General features: G+C 71.0%; 15 protein-coding genes. 9 read left to right on the forward strand and 6 right to left on the reverse strand.

Annotated features, from left to right (window positions below):
• Nucleotides 1-394 precede the first annotated feature (394 nt).
• From QHG49_RS25785 to QHG49_RS25810, 6 genes are all read left to right on the forward strand, one after another.
• Nucleotides 395-1,453: a TraR/DksA C4-type zinc finger protein gene (locus QHG49_RS25785; RefSeq protein ID WP_301491529.1), complete on the forward strand. Its 1,059-nt coding sequence runs from the start codon at nucleotides 395-397 to the stop codon at nucleotides 1,451-1,453.
• A gap of 67 nt (nucleotides 1,454-1,520) precedes the next feature.
• Nucleotides 1,521-2,102 carry a signal peptidase II gene (gene lspA, locus QHG49_RS25790; protein WP_145484890.1) on the forward strand — a complete coding sequence of 194 codons (582 nt, stop codon included), beginning with the start codon at nucleotides 1,521-1,523 and terminating at the stop codon, nucleotides 2,100-2,102.
• A gap of 85 nt (nucleotides 2,103-2,187) precedes the next feature.
• Complete coding sequence (locus QHG49_RS25795; protein WP_145484889.1) at nucleotides 2,188-3,132, forward strand: RluA family pseudouridine synthase; 945 nt, start codon at nucleotides 2,188-2,190, stop codon at nucleotides 3,130-3,132.
• On the forward strand, nucleotides 3,129-3,596 hold the full coding sequence (locus QHG49_RS25800) for a GNAT family N-acetyltransferase (RefSeq protein ID WP_301491530.1): 468 nt from the start codon (nucleotides 3,129-3,131) through the stop codon (nucleotides 3,594-3,596). The genes QHG49_RS25795 and QHG49_RS25800 overlap by 4 nt, the downstream gene beginning before the upstream one ends.
• Before the next feature lie 129 nt (nucleotides 3,597-3,725).
• Nucleotides 3,726-5,312, forward strand: coding sequence for a Na+/H+ antiporter (locus tag QHG49_RS25805; RefSeq protein WP_145484887.1), 1,587 nt, complete (start codon nucleotides 3,726-3,728; stop codon nucleotides 5,310-5,312).
• 114 nt (nucleotides 5,313-5,426) lie between these two features.
• Nucleotides 5,427-6,167, forward strand: coding sequence for an SDR family NAD(P)-dependent oxidoreductase (locus QHG49_RS25810; protein WP_145484886.1), 741 nt, complete (start codon nucleotides 5,427-5,429; stop codon nucleotides 6,165-6,167).
• A gap of 59 nt (nucleotides 6,168-6,226) precedes the next feature.
• Here QHG49_RS25810 and QHG49_RS25815 read toward each other — a convergent pair whose 3' ends face one another.
• Nucleotides 6,227-7,333, reverse strand: coding sequence for a mechanosensitive ion channel family protein (locus tag QHG49_RS25815; protein ID WP_145484885.1), 1,107 nt, complete (start codon nucleotides 7,331-7,333; stop codon nucleotides 6,227-6,229).
• 98 nt (nucleotides 7,334-7,431) lie between these two features.
• On the opposite strand from QHG49_RS25815, the gene QHG49_RS25820 reads away from it, so the two are divergent.
• Nucleotides 7,432-8,022 carry a dienelactone hydrolase family protein gene (locus QHG49_RS25820; protein WP_145484884.1) on the forward strand — a complete coding sequence of 197 codons (591 nt, stop codon included), beginning with the start codon at nucleotides 7,432-7,434 and terminating at the stop codon, nucleotides 8,020-8,022.
• Here the strand turns inward: QHG49_RS25820 and QHG49_RS25825 are convergent.
• The 4 genes from QHG49_RS25825 to QHG49_RS25840 form a co-directional block, all read right to left on the reverse strand.
• Nucleotides 8,007-9,677 (reverse strand): alkaline phosphatase, encoded by a 1,671-nt coding sequence (locus QHG49_RS25825; RefSeq protein ID WP_301491531.1) that lies wholly within the window; start codon nucleotides 9,675-9,677, stop codon nucleotides 8,007-8,009. The two genes, QHG49_RS25820 and QHG49_RS25825, sit on opposite strands and share 16 nt — an antisense overlap.
• Before the next feature lie 143 nt (nucleotides 9,678-9,820).
• Nucleotides 9,821-10,630 carry a thioredoxin domain-containing protein gene (locus QHG49_RS25830; RefSeq protein ID WP_145484882.1) on the reverse strand — a complete coding sequence of 270 codons (810 nt, stop codon included), beginning with the start codon at nucleotides 10,628-10,630 and terminating at the stop codon, nucleotides 9,821-9,823.
• Nucleotides 10,631-10,698: 68 nt separating this feature from the next.
• Nucleotides 10,699-11,382, reverse strand: coding sequence for a hypothetical protein (locus QHG49_RS25835; RefSeq protein ID WP_301491532.1), 684 nt, complete (start codon nucleotides 11,380-11,382; stop codon nucleotides 10,699-10,701).
• Between the two features lie 87 nt (nucleotides 11,383-11,469).
• Nucleotides 11,470-12,795, reverse strand: a complete 1,326-nt coding sequence (locus tag QHG49_RS25840; protein ID WP_301491533.1) for a DUF2252 domain-containing protein — start codon at nucleotides 12,793-12,795, stop codon at nucleotides 11,470-11,472.
• Nucleotides 12,796-13,018: 223 nt separating this feature from the next.
• On the opposite strand from QHG49_RS25840, the gene dnaE reads away from it, so the two are divergent.
• Nucleotides 13,019-16,558 (forward strand): DNA polymerase III subunit alpha, encoded by a 3,540-nt coding sequence (gene dnaE / locus QHG49_RS25845; RefSeq protein WP_159700585.1) that lies wholly within the window; start codon nucleotides 13,019-13,021, stop codon nucleotides 16,556-16,558.
• Between the two features lie 90 nt (nucleotides 16,559-16,648).
• Here the strand turns inward: dnaE and QHG49_RS25850 are convergent, their stop codons facing one another.
• Entirely contained in the window at nucleotides 16,649-16,831 is a 183-nt protein-coding gene (locus tag QHG49_RS25850) for a hypothetical protein (RefSeq protein ID WP_037653130.1), read from the reverse strand.
• A gap of 225 nt (nucleotides 16,832-17,056) precedes the next feature.
• Here QHG49_RS25850 and QHG49_RS25855 point away from each other — a divergent pair, with 225 nt between their 5' ends.
• On the forward strand, nucleotides 17,057-18,277 hold the full coding sequence (locus QHG49_RS25855; RefSeq protein WP_159700582.1) for an NYN domain-containing protein: 1,221 nt from the start codon (nucleotides 17,057-17,059) through the stop codon (nucleotides 18,275-18,277).
• Nucleotides 18,278-18,426: the final 149 nt, after the last annotated feature.

Genomic DNA, 18,426 nt, shown 5'->3' on the forward strand with positions numbered 1-18,426 from the left:
GGCTCCGGGGTGATCTTCACGTCGCGCTCGCCCCCGGGCTTCCACCGTCCCCGGGTCGCTCTGGGCTGCGTACGCCGCTACTCGTCCCCATCCATGCTGCTCGCTGCGCCCAGTGTACGGCGCCGCGCGGACAGCGGCCGACCGCTTTTCGGGGCGGCGGCCGCCGGGGGCCCGGCGCGGGCGCCCGATGCCCCGAATGGCGAGGGTACGGGGGGTGATGCCCGGCGCGGCGGATTACCCGGCGGGGAGCTGGGCACAACGGATGCAGGCCCGTCGCGCGGGGGGTGCGGCCGGGCGAACCGGGCGGTGTGCCCCGTTGCCGCGGGAGGCAAGTCGATTTATCGTCCCAGCACGATTCGCGAGCGAGATCACCCTATGTGAAGGGGCCGCGGCCATGGTGGCGAGAGAGAGCGCGAAGAAGACCGTGGCCGGGAGGACGGACACCGAGGAATCCACTGACCGGAAGGCCGCTGCCAGGAAGGCGGGGGCGCGGAAGGCGGTGGCCGAGGAGGGGGACGGGAAGGCGGTGGCCAGGAAGGCCGCCGCCGAGAAGGGAGCCACCGTGAAGCCGGTCCTGGAGCAGACGGGCGCGGCCGAGGAGGCCGCCGCCCACCCGGTGGCGAGGAAGACGGCCGCCAGGAAGACGCCGGAGAAGAAGGCGGCGGCCGAGAAGAGCGCGGTGGCCGAGAAGACGGCGGAGGCCGCGCATGGAACGGGCGCGGCTGAGAAGCCGGCGGGCGGGAGACCGGCGGCCAGGAAGGCGGCGAAGAAGGCGCCCGCCAGGAAGAGCGCGGCCAAGAAGACGGCGGCCGGGGGCGCGACGGCCGGCGACACGGCGGCCGGGGGCGCCGCCGAGGCCGGAACCACCGCCGGGAAGGCCGCGAGGACCACGGCCCGCACGGCGGAGCCGGACGCGAAGAGCACGGCCAAGAAGGCGGGTGCGGCGCGGGCCGCGAAGCAGACAGGAGCCACGAACGTGGTTGCGAAGAAGACCCCTGGCACGGCCACGGCGGACGACACCGCCGTTCCCAAGGCGCGCCTCGCCGCGGCGGACCCCGGCGAGCTGGCGGTGCGCCCCGGTGAGGACCCCTGGACCGGACAGGAGGTCACCGAGGCGCGTGCGGAGCTCCAGTCCGAGATGGAGCGGCTGCGCCGGGAGATCAGCTCCTCCGAGGAGTCCCTGGTCGGTCTGATGCGCGACTCCGGGGACGGCGCGGGCGACGACCAGGCCGACACCGGGACCAAGAACATCACCCGCGAGCACGAGCTGGCGCTGGCGGCCAACGCGCGCGAGATGCTCACCCAGACCGAACGGGCGCTCGAACGGCTGGACGCGGGCACCTACGGCCTGTGCGAGAACTGCGGCAACCCCATCGGCAAGGCCCGGATGCAGGCCTTCCCGCGGGCCACCCTGTGCGTGGAGTGCAAGCAGAAGCAGGAACGCCGCTCCTGAGCGTGTGGGGCCGCCGGAGCGTGCCGTAGTCTCGTCCCGAGTCAGGTACCTAGGTCGAGGGACGCACGTGGCAGAGGCGGAGCGCATCATCAATACGCCGGACACCCCGGAGGACGGCGCACATCGGACCCCGGAGCACGCCCCGGAGCAGGAGCGGACCGGCCGCGGCCGCCGGATCGCCGTGCTGTTCGCCGTGGCCGCGTTCGCCTACGCGCTCGACCTGATCAGCAAGACGCTGGTGGTGGCCAAGCTGGAGGGCCACGCGCCGATCAAGCTCGTCGGGGACCTGCTGGAACTGAACGCCATCCGCAACCCGGGCGCCGCCTTCGGTTTCGGCGCGGCCTTCACCGTGATCTTCACGGTGATCGCCGCCGCGGTGATCGTGGTGATCATGCGGCTGGCCCGCAAGCTCTACAGCTTCCCCTGGGCCATCGCGCTCGGCCTGCTGCTCGGCGGCGCGCTCGGCAACCTCACCGACCGGATCTTCCGCGCCCCCGGGGTGTTCGAGGGCCAGGTCGTGGACTTCATCGCGCCCAAGGGCTTCGCGATCTTCAACCTCGCCGACTCCGCGATCGTGTGCGGCGGCATCCTGATCGTGCTGCTGTCCTTCCGCGGCCTGGACCCGGACGGCACGGTCCACAAGGACTGACGGCAGGGCCCCCGCGCACCGGGGCCGGGGCCGGTTTTCCACAGGCTCGGTCGGGGCCGCCGTGCCCGTCCGGCATACTCGACGGGTGAGCACGATTCCCGAGATCCGTACCCTGCCCGTGCCCGACGGCCTGGAGGGCGAGCGCGTCGACGCCGCCATCTCCCGCATGTTCGGCTTCTCCCGCACGAAGGCGGCCGAGCTGGCCGCGTCCGGCAAGGTGCAGGTCGACGGCGAGGTCGTCGGCAAGTCCGAGCGGGTGCGCGGCGGCGCCTGGCTGGAGGTCGAGATGCCGCAGGCACCCGCGCCGGTGCAGGTGGTCGCCGAGCCCGTCGAGGGCATGGAGATCGTGCATGACGACGATGACGTGGTCGTGATCGTCAAGCCGGTCGGCGTGGCCGCGCACCCCTCCCCGGGCTGGACCGGACCGACCGTCATCGGCGGTCTCGCCGCCGCCGGCTACCGGATCTCCACCTCCGGCGCCGCCGAGCGCCAGGGCATCGTGCACCGCCTGGACGTGGGCACCTCCGGCCTGATGGTGGTCGCCAAGTCGGAGTACGCGTACACCTCGCTCAAGCGCCAGTTCAAGGAGCGCACGGTCGACAAGCGCTACCACACCCTGGTCCAGGGCCACCCGGACCCGACGAGCGGCACCATCGACGCCCCGATCGGCCGCCACCCCCACCACGACTACAAGTGGGCGGTCACCGCCGACGGCAAGCCCTCGGTGACGCACTACGACCTCATCGAGGCCTTCCGCGCCGCCTCCCTGCTCGATGTGAAGCTGGAGACCGGCCGCACCCACCAGATCCGCGTCCACATGGCCGCCCACCGCCACCCGTGCGTCGGCGACCTCACCTACGGCGCCGACCCCACCCTCGCCAAGCGGCTGCGCATCACCCGCCAGTGGCTGCACGCCGTGCGCCTCGGCTTCGAACACCCGGGTGACGGCAGCTGGGTGGAGTTCTCCTCCGACTACCCCGAGGACCTCCAGCAGGCCCTGGACCTGGTCCGCGAGGAGACCTACGGATGACCGGGACCCCCACCGTCCGCGTCGCCGGAGACCCCGCCGACCTGGAGGCGTGCTTCGCGGTCCGCAAGGACGTCTTCGTCCGCGAGCAGGGCGTGGACGAGACCATCGAGTACGACGCGTACGACGCCGTCGCCGTGCATGTGCTCGCCCTGGGCGCGGACGGCACCCCGCTGGGCACCGGCCGGCTGCTGACCGGCGAGGCGGCCGTCGCCAAGACCGGCGCGGACGCCTCCGTCGGTTCCCTCGGGCGGCTCGCGGTCTCCCGCGCGGCCCGCGGGCTCGGCATCGGCGCCGCCCTGGTGCGGGCCATCGAGGACGCGGCCCGCGCGCGCGGCCTGGCCGCGGTGGACCTGCACGCGCAGACCCAGGCGCTGGGCTTCTACGAGCGGCTCGGCTACGCGGCGTACGGACCAGAGTTCCTGGACGCCGACATACCCCACCGGGCGATGCGCCGCGCCCTGTGACCACCGGCACTTGAGGCGGTGAACGGGGTACGGCGGTAGCCACCGTGGCGATGCCCTGAGACAGCCGGTGGCCGGTCGGCATGGCAGGCTTGAACCCTCTCGTGCCATGACGACCCCGGAGTGCCGGCCTTGGATCAGTTGGCTCTGTTGTTCGCCCTGCTGCTCGGGGCCCTGGTGAGTGTCCCGGTGGGCGACCGCCTCGGGGTGCCGGCCCCGGTGCTGATGACCCTGTTCGGCGGGGTCCTCGCGGTGGCCGACTTCGTGCCCAACGTGAACATCCCGCCCGAGCTGATCCTGCCCGGCCTGCTGCCGCCCCTGCTGTACGCGGCCGTACGGCGCACCTCCTGGCGGCAGTTCACGACCAACAAACGCCCGATCCTGACCCTGGCCGTCGCCCTGGTGTTCGTCACCACGGTGTGCGTCGCCTTCGTCGCCCACGCGATCGTGCCCGGCCTCTCGGTCGCCGCCGCCGTGGCGCTCGGCGCCCTGATCGCCCCGCCCGACCCGGTCGCCGCGACCAGCGTCGCCGGACAACTCGGGCTGCCGCGCCGCCTGGTGTCCATCCTGGAGGGCGAGGGGCTGTTCAACGACGTCACGGCCATCGTGCTCTACCACGTGGCGATCGCCGCCGCCGTGAGCGGTCTGTTCTCGCCCTGGCGGGCCGGGCTCGCGCTGGTGCTGTCCGCCGTGGTCGCGGTGGCCGTGGGGCTGCTGCTCGGCTGGGGCGCGAACCGGGTGATGGACCTGCTCGGGGACCCGACGCTCCAGATCGGCCTGACCCTCCTGGTGCCGTACGCCTCCTACGTGCTCGCGGAGAAGCTCCAGGGCTCCGGCGTCCTCGCCGTGCTCACCACGGCCCTCTACCTCTCCGAGTACGCCACCGGCGCCGACGACGTGATGACCCGGCTGGCCGGACACACCTTCTGGGACATCATCGACACCCTCGTCACGGGCGTCGCCTTCGGTCTGATCGGCCTGGAGCTGCACAACGCGATCCGCACGGCCAGCGGGCGGTGGGGCGAACTGCTCGGCTGGGCGGCCGCCGTCGCCGGTGTGGTGATCGTCGTACGACTGCTGTGGCTGCTCCCGGCCACCTGGCTGACGAAACGGCTGCACGCCCGGCGCGACGTGGAGGAGGAGATCCCGGCGAGCTGGCGGGAGACGGTCGTGATGTGGTGGTCCGGGATGCGCGGGGTGGCCTCGGTCGCGCTGGCGCTGGCCATCCCGCTGGAGACCGACGCCGGAAAACCCTTCCCGGACCGGGACGAGATCGTCTTCATCGCCTTCGGGGTGATCGTGGCCACCCTGGTGATCCAGGGGCTGACCCTGCCGTGGCTGGTCAAACGGCTGCGGGTGCAGGCCGACGCCGAGCGGGAGAAGGAGTACGAGAAGGATCTCGCGGTGCGCGCGGCCAAGGCGGCCAAGCGTCGGCTCCGGGAGATCGAACAGGTGGAGGAACTCCCCGAGGAACTGTCCGAGCAGATGCTGCGGCAGGCCTTCGACATCGGCATCCGGATCAGCCCCGACATGGGCGAGGAGGAGCGCCGCGAGGCACAGCACCAGCGGGCCAAGCGGCTGAAGCGGATCCGCCGCATCCAGGGTGAGATGCTCAGCGCGGCCCGGCACGAGGTGCTCGCCGCGCGCAGCGAGCCGGGGATGGACCCGGAGATCGTGGACCGCGTCCTGCGCCATCTCGATGTGCGCAGCCTGCGCTGACGCCAGGAGCGCGCGGCCGGCCGCTCGGCTGGCTGTGTATATCCGGGCATACGTATGTATGGGGTCTGTGGACAATCGCAAGCGCCGTCCGCCGGGTACTTCTACTCTCGGATCATGACTCGCAACATCGTGATCAGCGGAGGCGGTACGGGCATCGGGCTGGCGACGGCACGCGCCTTCGCCGCGGACGGGGACCGGGTGCTGCTCCTCGGGCGGCGCGCGGAGGTGCTGGAGAAGGCCGGGGTGCCGGGGGCGCTCACCCACGCGGCCGACCTCTCCGAGCCCGCCGACGTGCGGGAGGTGGCCCGGCTGGTCGCCCGGGAGTTCGGCACCGTCGACGTGCTCGTGCACAGCGCCGGGGGCTCCGGCGGCCTGGAGCCACCGGCAGGCGGCGAGGACCCCCTCGACCGGGTGGCCCATGCCTGGACCGTCGCCTTCAGACTCAACACCCTGACCGCGGTGCTGCTCACCGAGGCCCTCCAGGAGCGGCTCGCCGAGCCCGGCGGCCGGGTGCTCTTCCTCAGCTCCATCGCCGCCTACCGCGGCTCGGGCAGCGGCGCCTACGCGGCGTCCAAGGCCGGGCTGCACCCCTATGCCCACGATCTGGCCCGCCGCCTGGGCCACCGGGGCATCACGGTGAACGTGGTCGCGCCCGGTTACATCGAGGCCACCGACTTCTTCGGCGGCAGCATGTCCGAGGAGCGGCGCGGACAGCTCGTGGCCGAGACCTCCACCGGCCGGGCGGGCGAGCCGGGCGACGTGGCGTCCACCCTGCACTGGCTGGCCTCGCCCGCCGCCGGGCACATCACCTCACAGATCATCCAGGTCAACGGAGGCGCCGAACGCGGACACTGAGCCGGACCGGCCCGCCCGCCGGACCGGCCCGCTCGCCCGCCGGACCGGCCCCGCCCCGCTCAGCTCCGTCCGGTGCGCGGGAACTCGTACGCCTTGCGCAGCGAGTGCCGGTCCGGGGAGGGGACCCGGTAGGGCGGCAGCACCGCGTCCGAGGTGTTGACCCGGGGCAGCGCGTAGGGATGCTCGGCGGACAGCCAGGTGATCATCTGCTCGCGGACCGCGACCCGCACCGTCCATATGTCGTCGGCGTCCTTCGCGGTCACCAGCGCGCGCACCTCCATGGTGTTGGCGGTGGAGTCGGTGACCACCAGATTGGAGGCGCGGCCGTCCCAGGCCGGGCACTGGCGCAGGATGTCGCGCAGCTTCTCGCGCATCGCCTCCAGGGGCGCGCTGTGGTCGAGCTGCCAGAACACGATCCCGGTCATCTGCGGGGTGCCCCGCGACCAGTTCTCGAACGGCTTGGAGGTGAAGTACGACACCGGCATGGTGATCCGGCGCTCGTCCCAGGTCCGTACCGTCAGAAAGGTCAGGGTGATCTCCTCGACCGTGCCCCACTCGCCGTCCACGACCACGGTGTCGCCGATGCGGACCATGTCGCCGAAGGCGATCTGGAGCCCGGCGAACAGGTTCGACAGCGTGGACTGCGCGGCGACACCGGCCACGATGCCGAGCACACCGGCCGAGGCCAGCAGGGAGGCGCCCGCGGCGCGCATCGCCGGGAAGGTCAGCAGCATCGAGGCCACCGCGACCACGCCGATGATCGCCGCGACCACGCGCATGATCAGCGTGACCTGGGTGCGCACCCGCCGTACCCGCGCCGCGTCGTGGTGGGCGCGCGCGTAGCGGCTGTACGTGGTCTCGACCACGGCGCTCGCGATCCGGATCGCCAGCCAGGCCGCGGCCCCGATCAGCACCAGGGTCAGGGTCCGGCCGACCCCGACCCGGTGCTCCTCCAGCAGCTCCGCCTGGTCGTAGGAGCCTCTGAGCAGGGCGGCGCACAGGACCAGCTGGTACGGGACGCGGGCCCGCCGCAGCCGGTCCCACAGGGGGGTCTCGGGGTGGCGTTCGTCCGCCTTGCGCAGCAGTACGTCGGTGGCCCAGCCGATGAGGACGGTCAGGAACACGGACGCGCCGACCACGATCACAGGGCGCAGTACGGTCTCCATGCCTTCGAACGTAACCGCCCACGGCGATCGTGAACGTGTGACTCGTCACGCCCCGGGCCCGAACCGGCCCTGGCCCCCGTGGCTGGCACCATGGGCCCATGAACATCATGCTCTTTCACTCGACCTACGGGCTCAGGCCCGCGGTGCGCGATGCCGCCGACCGGTTGCGCGCGGCCGGCCACGAGGTGTGGACGCCGGACCTCTTCGAGGGGCGGACGTTCGACACCGTCGAGGAGGGCATGGAGTTCAGCGACGGCATCGGCAAGGACGAGCTGCTGAAGCGGGCCGTGCTGGCGGCGGCGCCGTACTCGGAGCGTGGACTGGTCTACGCCGGGTTCTCGCTCGGCGCCTCCGTGGCGCAGACCCTCGCCCTCGGCGACGACAAGGCGCGCGGACTGCTGCTTCTGCACGGCACCTCGGACATCGCGCCGAACGCGTCCGTGGACGAGCTGCCGGTGCAGCTGCACGTGGCCGAGCCGGACCCGTTCGAGACGGACGACTGGCTCAGCGCCTGGTACCTCCAGATGGGCCGGGCGGGCGCCGACGTGGAGGTCTACCGGTACGCCGGGGCCGGGCACCTGTACACCGACCCCGGCCTGCCGGACCACGACGCGGAGGCCGCCGAGGCGACCTGGCGCGTGGCGCTCGGTTTCCTCGACGGCCTCCAGACCCCTCAGACCGGGTCGTAGGTGCGCTCGATCTTCTGCGTGCCGGTGCGGGTGCGGTACGAGCGCTCCCACGTGGCGGTGGCGTTCCGGTCGGTGCGGTCCGAGAGGACGTAGTAGTCCATCTGGGCGCGGTCGGCGGTGATGTCGAGCACACCGAAGCCGTGCCGGTCGGTGTCCACCCAGTGGACGTGCCGGTTGGCGGCCTCGATGAGCGGCGCGGCGACCGCGGAGACCACGCCCTCGGGGACCTTGACGATGTCGTCGAGGTTGTCGGAGGTCATCGAGGTGATGACGAACTCGGTGGCGGCCGACTCCGACAGCGGATAGGTGCCCGCGTCCACCGGCACGTCGTTGGCCCAGGACATGTGGATGTCGCCGGTCAGGAAGACGGTGTTGCCGATGTTGTTCGACGTCAGGTGGTCGAGGAGCTCCCGGCGGTCGTGGGTGTAGCCGTCCCACTGGTCGGTGTTGACGCCTATGCCGCCCTGCGGCAGGTCGAGCAGCTGGGCGAGCGGCTTGAGCAGGTCGGCGGTGAGGGAGCCGATGACGAACGGCGCGATCATCACCGAGTTGCCGACCAGGCGCCACTTGGTGTCGGACGCCTTCAGGCCCGCCTTCAGCCAGTCGAGCTGGGCCCGGCCGGTGATGGTGCGGCTCGCGTCGTCCACCGCGCCGCTGGTGCCGGACACCTGCTGGGAGCGGAAGGAGCGCAGGTCCAGCAGGGACAGGTCGGCGAGCTTGCCGAAGCGCAGCCGCCGGTAGGTGGTGCCCTCGATGGCCGGGCGCACCGGCATCCACTCGAAGTAGGCCTGCTTGGCGGCGGCCTTGCGGGCGGTCCAGGTGCCCTCGGCGCCCTCGGTGTGGTTGACCGCGCCGCCCGACCACGCGTTGTCGGCGAACTCGTGGTCGTCCCAGATCGCGATGACCGGCGCCTTCAGGTGCAGGGCCTGGAGGTCGGCGTCGGTCTTGTACTTGCCGTGCCGGACGCGGTAGTCGGCGAGCGTGATGATCTCGTTGGCGGGGGCGTGCTGCCGGATCACCTTGCCGCGGGCCGCGTACTCGCCGGACTTGTACTCGTAGATGTAGTCGCCGAGGTGCAGCCAGGCGTCGAGGTCGCTGCGCGCCGCGAGATGGCGGTACGAGGAGAAGTAGCCGGCCTCCCAGTTGGCGCAGGTGACCACGCCGAAGCGGAGCCCGGAGACGTCCGCGGTGGCGGCCGGGGCGGTGCGGGTGCGCGCGACGGGCGAGTCGGCGCCGCCGGAGGAGAAGCGGAACCAGTAGTCCGTGGCCGGCTGGAGGCCGCGGATGTCGGCCTTCACCGTGTGGTCCGAGGCGGCCGTCGCGGTGGTGGAGCCCTTGCTGACGACCTGGGTGAGCGCCTTGTCGGTGGCGACGACCCAGCTCACCACGGTGTCCGGGCCGACACCGGAGCCGGGGGTGGCGTCCGGGGTCGGGGTGACACGGGTCCACAGCAGGATGCCGTCGGGCAGCGGATCACCGGAGGCCACCCCGTGCAGGAAGGCGGGGGCCTGAGCGGAGGCGCGGGCCGGAAGGGCGGCGGCGAGCGGCCCGGCCAGCACAGCGGTCGCCGCCGCGGCCTTGACGACCGTACGGCGGCGAGGAGAAAGCGAGTTGAGGCCCTGGGAGGCCGGAAGTGATCTGTTTCGACTGGTCACGGCCGATCAGGTTACCGATCAGTAGAACGAAAGAGCGGGCGAACAGGGAATGTTCGCCCGCTCTTCACTCGGCCTTCGGTTTCCGAAAAGCCGTCACCCTGGGGCTCGTCACCCCTGAGGGTTCGTCACCCTTGCGGGGCCCGTCAGCCCTTGACGGCGGCGTCGATGACCTTGTTGAACTCGTCCACCGACGTGATCATGTTGCCGCCGTTGAGCTGCTTGCCGTCCATGACGAAGGCCGGGGTGCCCGTCACGCCGTCCTTGTTGTCGTCGAACTGCTTCGACATGTTCACCGCCCAGGCGTCGTAGGTGCCCTTCTTGACGGCGTTCTGGAAGGTGGCGTTGCCCTTCAGCGCCGGAACGGTGTCGGCGATCTTGATGAGGTAGCTGTCGTCCTTGAACTTGTCGTCGTTCTCGTCCGGGTGCCACTTCGTGGAGTACAGCGCGGACTTGTAGTCCAGGAACGCCTGGGGGCTGACGTTCAGCGCGGCGCCGAGCGCGCTCAGCGCGTTCTTGGAGCCCACACCGTTGTCGTGCGCGTCCAGGAACGTGGCGCCGACGTACTGGTACTTGAACTTGCCGTCGTCGATGTCCTTGTGCAGCGTCGGGCCGACCGTCTGCTCGAACTGGGCGCACACCGGGCAGCGCGGGTCCTCGTACATCTTGAGGGTCTTCTTGGCGCCGGCCTTGCCGATGACGACCGTGGTGCCCTTGGCGCCCTCGGTGTGGGCCGGGGCGACGACCTTCGCGTCCTTCAGCCCCTCCCAGTAGCTGGGCTTGTTGGCCTGGACGACGGCGTAGCCGATGCCGCCCGCGGCGGCCAGGACGACCACGATGCCGCCGGCCACGAACGCCTGGCGCCTGGCCTTGTCGCGCTTGGCCTGGCGCTCGCGCTCCACGCGCAGCCGCTCCCGGGCCGCGTTCTTCGACGCCTGGCTGTTCCGCTTGCTCATCTGGGTGTTCTCCCTGGGGGTCGCGCAGCTGTCGTGCGCGGGATACGGGTGGGGTGGCTCGGAGCCGCTCACCAAGCGGTGAGCGGGGCGGAGCACGGCGGTCCACGCCGTCCCAGGGAGTGGGCGAGCAGCCGGTCGCGGGCGGCGGCCCGGCGCCGGACCGGGCGGGGCGGGCGCCCCTCCGGCAGGAGTCGTACGACGACCGCGGCCACCGCGAGGAGCAGCGGCCGGAAGGAGGCGGCGGCCACCGCGCGCAGCAGCTGCACCAGGGCCCGCTCGCCCCGGCGCAGCCAGGCGGCGGCCAGCAGGCTCACGCCGATGTGCGCGGCGAGCAGCAGCCAGGCGGTGGCCGGGGTGGCGTCGGCCAGCACCCCGGCGGCCTGGCCCCGGCCCACCTGGGCCAGCGGGGTGCCCACCGCGCCGCCGTGGCACAGCAGGTCGAGGCCGAAGGCGTGCAGGGGGCCGGCGACCGGGCCGCCCGCCCGGCCGTAACAGGTCTGCTGGCCGGTGGTGAACACCGTGTCCGCGGCCAGTTCCAGCGGGACCAGCAGGGCCGCGATCCGGCCGAAGCCGCGCTCGCGGCCCGCCAGCGCGTACGCGCCGGTGAAGACGCCGGCGGCGACCGCGGCCACGGTCGCGGCCGGCAGCGGGGTCCGGGACAGCAGCACGTGCGACGCGGTGCCGAGGGTCACGACGAAGGCCGTGAACAGCACCGCGCGAACGGCTCTGAGGTAGGTCCCGGATATGTCCATAGCGAGAGGAGAGTCTGTCACGAACCGGAGTAAGGGACCCCTAAAGGGGGCCTGTGAGTACGCGCACGCCATCGCCCCGGCGGGCGCCTACAGCCCCGGGATCCGGCCGTTGCGGAACAGCTCCACGAAGATGTGGTGGTCCGCGCGGGCCCGAGCGCCGTAGGTGTGCGCGAAGTCCACCAGCAGGGGCGCGAAGCCCTCCTCGCGGGCCGCGATCGCCGCGTCGATGGCCCGCTCGGTGGAGAAGGGCACCAGGGACTCGCCGGAGGTGTCGTCCGCCGCCGCGTGCATGGTCGCCGTGGCCCGGCCCAGGTCGGCCACGACCAGCGCGATCTCCTCCGGGTCGTCGAGGTCGCTCCAGTCCAGGTCGACCGCGTACGGCGAGACCTCGGCGACCAGCTGGCCCGCGCCGTCCAGCTCGGTCCAGCCCAGCCACGGGTCGGCGTGCGCCTGCAGGGCGCGCTGGGAGATCACCGTGCGGTGTCCCTCGTGCTGGAAGTACCCGGCGATGGCCGGGTCGGTGATGTGCCGGGAGACGGCCGGGGTCTGCGCCTGCTTGATGTAGATCACCACATCGTTCTCCAGGGCGTCGCTGTGGCCCTCCAGGAGGATGTTGTACGACGGCAGCCCGGCCGAGCCGATGCCGACGCCCCGGCGGCCCACGACGTCCTTGACCCGGTAGGAGTCCGGGCGGGCCAGGGAGGAGTCCGGCAGCGTCTCCAGATAGCCGTCGAAGGCCGCGAGGATCTTGTAGCGGTCGGCCGCGTCCAGCTCCACGGTGCCGGGACCCGATGCGAACCGGCGTTCGAAGTCACGGATCTCGGTCATCGAGTCCAGCAGCTCGAACCGGGTGAGCGAGCGGGCCGCCCGCAGTGCGCCGAGCAGCGGGCCCTCGGCGGTGTCCAGGGTGAACGGCGGCACCTCGTCGCTCTTGGCGCCGGTGGCCAGGGCGTGGATCCGCTCCCGGTACGCGTCCGCGTAGACCGTCACCAGCTCGGTGATCTGCTCGTCGCTCAGCGCCTTGGCGTACCCGAGGAGCGCGATGGAGGCCGCGAAGCGCTTCAGGTCCCAGGTGAAGGGGCCGACGTACGCCTCGTCGAAGTCGTTGACGTTGAACACCAGGCGGCCGTACGAGTCCATGTACGTGCCGAAGTTCTCCGCGTGCAGGTCGCCGTGGATCCACACCCGCGAGGTGCGGTCGTCCAGGTAGGGGCCGCCCCGGCGCTCGGCGTCGATGTCGTGGTAGAAGAGGCACGCCGTGCCCCGGTAGAAGGCGAAGGCCGAGGCCGCCATCTTCCGGAACTTCACCCGGAACGCGGCCGGGTCGGCGGCCAGGAGCCTGCCGAAGGCGGTGTCGAACACGGCGAGGATCTCCTCGCCGCGCTGCTCGTCGCTGAGCTGGGGGACCGACATCGCGGGATGCCTCCTGGTGCGGGAGTGGTGCGTCACTGTGCGTCCATGGATACGACAGCGCTTTCGCCGTCTCCAACGGGCGACGCCGTGCAGGAGTGCCCGGTTCCCGCCCGACCGTACGCGGGGACCGATCCCGGCTGTCAGTGCCAGGGCATAGGATTCGACGCTGTCCCCGGAGTGTCCGCCCGCCCGTCGCCTGACGTTCTTTGTTGGAGGCCGAACCGTGTCAAAGCCGCCGTTCACGCACCTGCACGTCCACACCCAGTACTCGCTGCTGGACGGTGCCGCGCGGCTGAAGGACATGTTCAATGCCTGCAATGAAATGGGCATGACGCACATCGCCATGTCCGACCACGGCAACCTCCACGGGGCGTACGACTTCTTCCACACCGCCCAGAAGTCCGGGGTCACCCCGATCATCGGGATCGAGGCCTACGTCGCCCCCGAGTCCCGGCGCAACAAGCGCAAGATCCAGTGGGGCCAGCCGCACCAGAAGCGCGACGACGTCTCCGGTTCCGGTGGCTACACCCACAAGACGATGTGGGCGGTGAACCGGACCGGTCTGCACAACCTCTTCCGGCTGTCCTCCGACGCGTACGCCGAGGGCTGGCTGCAGAAGTGGCCCCGGATGGACAAGGAGACCATCTCCCAGTGGTCCGAGGGCATCGTCGCCTCCACCGGCTGCCCCTCCGGCGAGCTCCAGACCCGGCTGCGCCTCGGCCAGTTCGACGAGGCCCTCAAGGCCGCCGGCGAGTACCAGGACATCTTCGGCAAGGACAAGTACTTCCTGGAGCTGATGGACCACGGCATCGACATCGAGCACCGGGTCCGTGACGGCCTCCTGGAGATCGGCAAGAAGCTCGGCATCCCCCCGCTGGTCACCAACGACTCGCACTACACGTACGCCCATGAGGCGACCGCCCATGACGCGCTGCTGTGCATCCAGACCGGCAAGAACCTCTCCGACCCGGACCGCTTCAAGTTCGACGGCACCGGCTACTACCTGAAGTCCACGGACGAGATGTACGCCATCGACTCCTCGGACGCCTGGCAGGAGGGCTGCGCCAACACGCTCCTGGTGGCCGAGATGGTCGACACCACCGGCATGTTCGAGAAGCGCGACCTGATGCCGAAGTTCGACATCCCCGAGGGCTACACCGAGGTCACCTGGTTCAAGGAGGAGGTCCGCCGGGGCATGGAGCGCCGCTTCCCCGGCGGCATCCCCGAGGACCGCCAGAAGCAGGCCGACTACGAGATGGACGTCATCATCTCGATGGGCTTCCCCGGCTACTTCCTCGTGGTCGCCGACTTCATCATGTGGGCCAAGAACAACGGCATCGCGGTCGGCCCCGGCCGAGGCTCCGCGGCCGGTTCGATCGTCGCCTACGCCATGGGCATCACCGACCTCGACCCGATCCCGCACGGCCTGATCTTCGAGCGGTTCCTCAACCCCGAGCGCATCTCGATGCCCGATGTCGACATCGACTTCGACGAGCGCCGGCGCGTCGAGGTGATCCGGTACGTGACGGAGAAGTACGGCGCCGACAAGGTCGCCATGATCGGCACCTACGGCACCATCAAGGCCAAGAACGCGATCAAGGACTCGGCGCGCGTGCTGGGCTACCCGTACGCGATGGGCGACCGCATCACCAAGGCCATGCCCGCCGACGTCCTCGGCAAGGGCATCCCGCTGTCCGGCATCACCGACCCGCAGCACCCCCGCTACTCGGAGGCGGGCGAGGTCCGGGGGATGTACGAGAACGAACCGGATGTGAAGAAGGTCATCGACACCGCGCGCGGCGTGGAGGGCCTGGTCCGGCAGATGGGTGTGCACGCGGCCGGCGTGATCATGTCCAGCGAGACCATCACCGACCACGTCCCGGTCTGGGTGCGGCACACCGACGGCGTGACCATCACACAGTGGGACTACCCGAGCTGCGAGTCGCTCGGCCTGCTGAAGATGGACTTCCTGGGCCTGCGCAACCTCACGATCATGGACGACGCGGTCAAGATGGTGAAGGCCAACAAGGGCCTCGACATCGACCTGCTGTCCCTGCCGCTGGACGACCCCAAGACCTTCGAACTGCTCCAGCGCGGCGACACCCTCGGCGTCTTCCAGTTCGACGGCGGCCCCATGCGCTCGCTGCTGCGCCTGATGAAGCCCGACAACTTCGAAGACATCTCCGCCGTGTCGGCCCTGTACCGGCCGGGCCCGATGGGCATGAACTCCCACACGAACTACGCCCTGCGCAAGAACGGGCAGCAGGAGATCACGCCGATCCACCCGGAGCTGGAGGAGCCGCTCAAGGAGGTCCTGGACGTCACCTACGGCCTGATCGTCTACCAGGAGCAGGTGCAGAAGGCCGCGCAGATCATCGCCGGTTACTCGCTCGGCGAGGCCGACATCCTGCGCCGTGTGATGGGCAAGAAGAAGCCCGAGGAACTGGCGAAGAACTTCACCATCTTCCAGGGCGGCGCCCGCAAGAACGGCTACAGCGACGAGGCCATCCAGGCGCTGTGGGACGTGCTGGTCCCCTTCGCCGGCTACGCGTTCAACAAGGCGCACTCGGCCGCGTACGGCCTGGTGTCGTACTGGACCGCCTACCTCAAGGCCAACCACCCCGCCGAGTACATGGCCGGTCTGCTGACCTCCGTCAAGGACGACAAGGACAAGTCGGCGGTCTACCTCAACGAGTGCCGCCGCATGGGCATCCGGGTGCTCCCGCCGAACGTCAACGAGTCGGAGTCCAACTTCGCCGCCCAGGGCGACGACGTGATCCTCTTCGGCCTCTCCGCGGTGCGCAACGTCGGCACCAACGTGGTCGAGTCGATCATCAAGTGCCGCAAGGCCAAGGGGAAGTACGCCTCCTTCCCCGACTACCTCGACAAGGTCGAGGCGGTCGTCTGCAACAAGCGCACCACCGAGTCGCTGATCAAGGCCGGCGCGTTCGACACCATGGGGCACACCCGCAAGGGCCTCACCGCGCAGTACGAGCCGATGATCGACAACGTGGTCGCGGTCAAGCGCAAGGAGGCCGAGGGCCAGTTCGACCTCTTCGGCGGCATGGGCGACGACAGCGCGGACGAGCCCGGCTTCGGTCTCGACGTGCAGTTCACCGAGGACGAGTGGGACAAGACCTATCTGCTCGCCCAGGAGCGGGAGATGCTCGGTCTGTACGTCTCCGACCACCCGCTGTTCGGCCTCGAACACGTGCTGTCCGACAAGGCCGACGCGGGCATCTCCCAGCTCACCGGCGGCGAGCACGCGGACGGCGCGGTGGTCACCATCGGCGGCATCATCTCGGGCCTCCAGCGCAAGATGACCAAGCAGGGCAACGCCTGGGCGATCGCCACCGTCGAGGACCTCGCGGGCTCCATCGAGTGCATGTTCTTCCCGGCCACCTACCAGCTGGTGTCGACCCAACTGGTCGAGGACGCCGTGGTGTTCGTCAAGGGCCGCCTCGACAAGCGCGAGGACGTGCCCCGGCTGGTCGCCATGGAACTGATGGTCCCGGACCTGTCCAACGCGGGCGCCAACGCGCCGGTGGTCCTCACCATCCCGGCGACCCGGGTCACCCCGCCCATGGTCAGCCGCCTCGGCGAGATCCTCAGCCACCACAAGGGCGACAGCGAGGTGCGGATCAAGCTCCAGGGGCCGCGCAAGACCACGGTGCTGCGCCTGGACCGGCACCGGGTCAAGCCCGACCCGGCGCTCTTCGGCGACCTGAAGGTGCTGCTCGGTCCGTCCTGCCTCGCGGGCTGAGCGGGCCGAGCCGGCTCCCGGCAGCGCGAGAGGGGCGCACCCGTCATGGGTGCGCCCCTCTTTTCTTACGCAACAGGCGTCGATCGCCCATTAGTTGTGGCCGAAGCTCTTCTGCTTCTTGCCACGCCCGGTATCACCGGAACTGCCCTGGATGTGTGTCACCGGAGACTCATGGGCCTCCGTGGTGTGCTGCGCCTGCTCGTGAGCCTGACCGGCGTGCTGCGCGGCGCGGTTCTGCGAGCCACCCTGCTTACGGTTCTTGTTCTTGGCCATGGTGATCTGCCTCCTGCGGGGGATCTAGGGGCCAGGGCCGGATTCAGATTCACATACGCTGACATCAATCGCATGTCGGACAATTACCCTGTGTGACAGGGTAGGTTGGCGAGTAACAGCCGCAAACGCCACGCCGAAGATCGAGTTCGGGCCGTTAACCCCCGCGCGGTCGGGCAGACTCGAAGGAAGTCCGAAGCAAAACCTCCCGGGAAGAGGGTGAGTCGCGTGGACCGCTGCATCGTCCTGGTGGACGCCGGGTATCTGTTGGGCGCGGCCGCCAGCCTCCTCGCGGGCGAGCCCTCGCGGTCCCGGATCACCGTCGACCACACCGCACTGATCCAGGCCCTGCGCGACCGCGCCGAGTCCGACACCGAGCGGCCCCTGCTGCGCATCTACTGGTTCGACGGCGCCCCCGACCGGGTTCCCCAGCCCGAGCACCGCCGGCTGCGCGTGATGCCCCGGGTCACCGTCCGCCTCGGCGCCCTCACCCGCAGCGACGGACGCTGGGCGCAGAAGGGCGTGGACGCCGCCATGCACGCCGAGCTGACCGAGCTGGCCCGTAACCGCGCCTGCTCCGACGTCGTCCTCGTCACCGGCGACGGCGATCTGCTGCCGGGCATGATGGCGGCCAAGGAGCACGGCGTGGCCGTACACCTGTGGGCCGTCCAGGCCGCCGACGGGGACTACAACCAGTCCGAGGACCTGGTCGCCGAGGCCGACGAGCGGCGCGTGCTGGACCGGGCCTGGATCACCCAGGCCGTCCGCGTCAAGGAGCTGACCGGGGTGTGCGCTCCGCCGCCGGTGCCCCGCCCCGAGATCGCCGCGATCCTCTCCGCCCCGCTGCCCGAGTCCGCGCTCTCCGCGGCCACCGAGCGCGCCGCCGAGCAGGAGCCGCACCCGCCGTCCGGCGCCACCGGGAACGGCAGCCAGGAGCGGGTGCCCGCGCCCAAGGGCGTCCCCACCCCCAAGGACCTCGCCGCGCTGCGCGCCCCCGGCACCGTCCAGCCCGCCCCGCAGCCCACCACCGCGACCCTGCGCTGGTCCTCCGACAAGGGCTGGGTGGACCGGCCCGGCGCGGTGGCCGAACCCGCCGAGGCCGCCGCCATGCCGACCCTCGCCCAGCTCACCACGGCCGAGCAGCGCTGGGCGGACCGCGAGGAGGACATCACCACCGTCGGCGGCGATCCGTACGAGGTGGGGCAGGTCTTCGCCCGCCGCTGGATGTCCCGGCTCGGTGACCAGAGCCATCTCCAGCGGCTCTCCCAGATGTACCCGCGCATCCCGCACCGCATCGACGGGGAGCTGCTGCGCTACGCCGCGCGCTTCGGGCTGCTCGCGCACAAGGACGACCAGATCGACGAGCACGACCGCTACGCCATCCGGGCTGGCTTCTGGCGGGAGTTCGACATCCCGGCCGCCGCGGAGCACGCGAGCGCGGGGGAGTGAGACGGCGGGCGCGGGAGCACGACGCGGAGACGGAACCGGGCGCCGGGCCGGGACGAGGACGGGGCAGGGAGCGGGGGAGGACGGGCCGGTGCGCGACGGGGCATGAGCCGGCCGGTACGAGTGGGGGCCGGGGAGCCCTGATGAGGCTG

Source organism: Streptomyces sp. WP-1 (genome assembly GCF_030450125.1).
GTDB classification, from domain to species: Bacteria; Actinomycetota; Actinomycetes; order Streptomycetales; family Streptomycetaceae; genus Streptomyces; species Streptomyces incarnatus.

What these genes read in the sequence shown, in the direction of transcription:
- QHG49_RS25840 (WP_301491533.1), bottom strand. Translation starts at nt 12,795, where the DNA reads ATGTCGGTCCCCCAGCTCAGCGACGAGCAGCGCGGCGAGGAGATCCTC.
- QHG49_RS25815 (WP_145484885.1), bottom strand. Translation starts at nt 7,333, where the DNA reads ATGGAGACCGTACTGCGCCCTGTGATCGTGGTCGGCGCGTCCGTGTTC.
- QHG49_RS25800 (WP_301491530.1), top strand. Translation starts at nt 3,129, where the DNA reads ATGACCGGGACCCCCACCGTCCGCGTCGCCGGAGACCCCGCCGACCTG.
- QHG49_RS25810 (WP_145484886.1), top strand. Translation starts at nt 5,427, where the DNA reads ATGACTCGCAACATCGTGATCAGCGGAGGCGGTACGGGCATCGGGCTG.
- QHG49_RS25785 (WP_301491529.1), top strand. Translation starts at nt 395, where the DNA reads ATGGTGGCGAGAGAGAGCGCGAAGAAGACCGTGGCCGGGAGGACGGAC.
- QHG49_RS25850 (WP_037653130.1), bottom strand. Translation starts at nt 16,831, where the DNA reads ATGGCCAAGAACAAGAACCGTAAGCAGGGTGGCTCGCAGAACCGCGCC.
- QHG49_RS25820 (WP_145484884.1), top strand. Translation starts at nt 7,432, where the DNA reads ATGAACATCATGCTCTTTCACTCGACCTACGGGCTCAGGCCCGCGGTG.
- QHG49_RS25835 (WP_301491532.1), bottom strand. Translation starts at nt 11,382, where the DNA reads ATGGACATATCCGGGACCTACCTCAGAGCCGTTCGCGCGGTGCTGTTC.
- QHG49_RS25830 (WP_145484882.1), bottom strand. Translation starts at nt 10,630, where the DNA reads ATGAGCAAGCGGAACAGCCAGGCGTCGAAGAACGCGGCCCGGGAGCGG.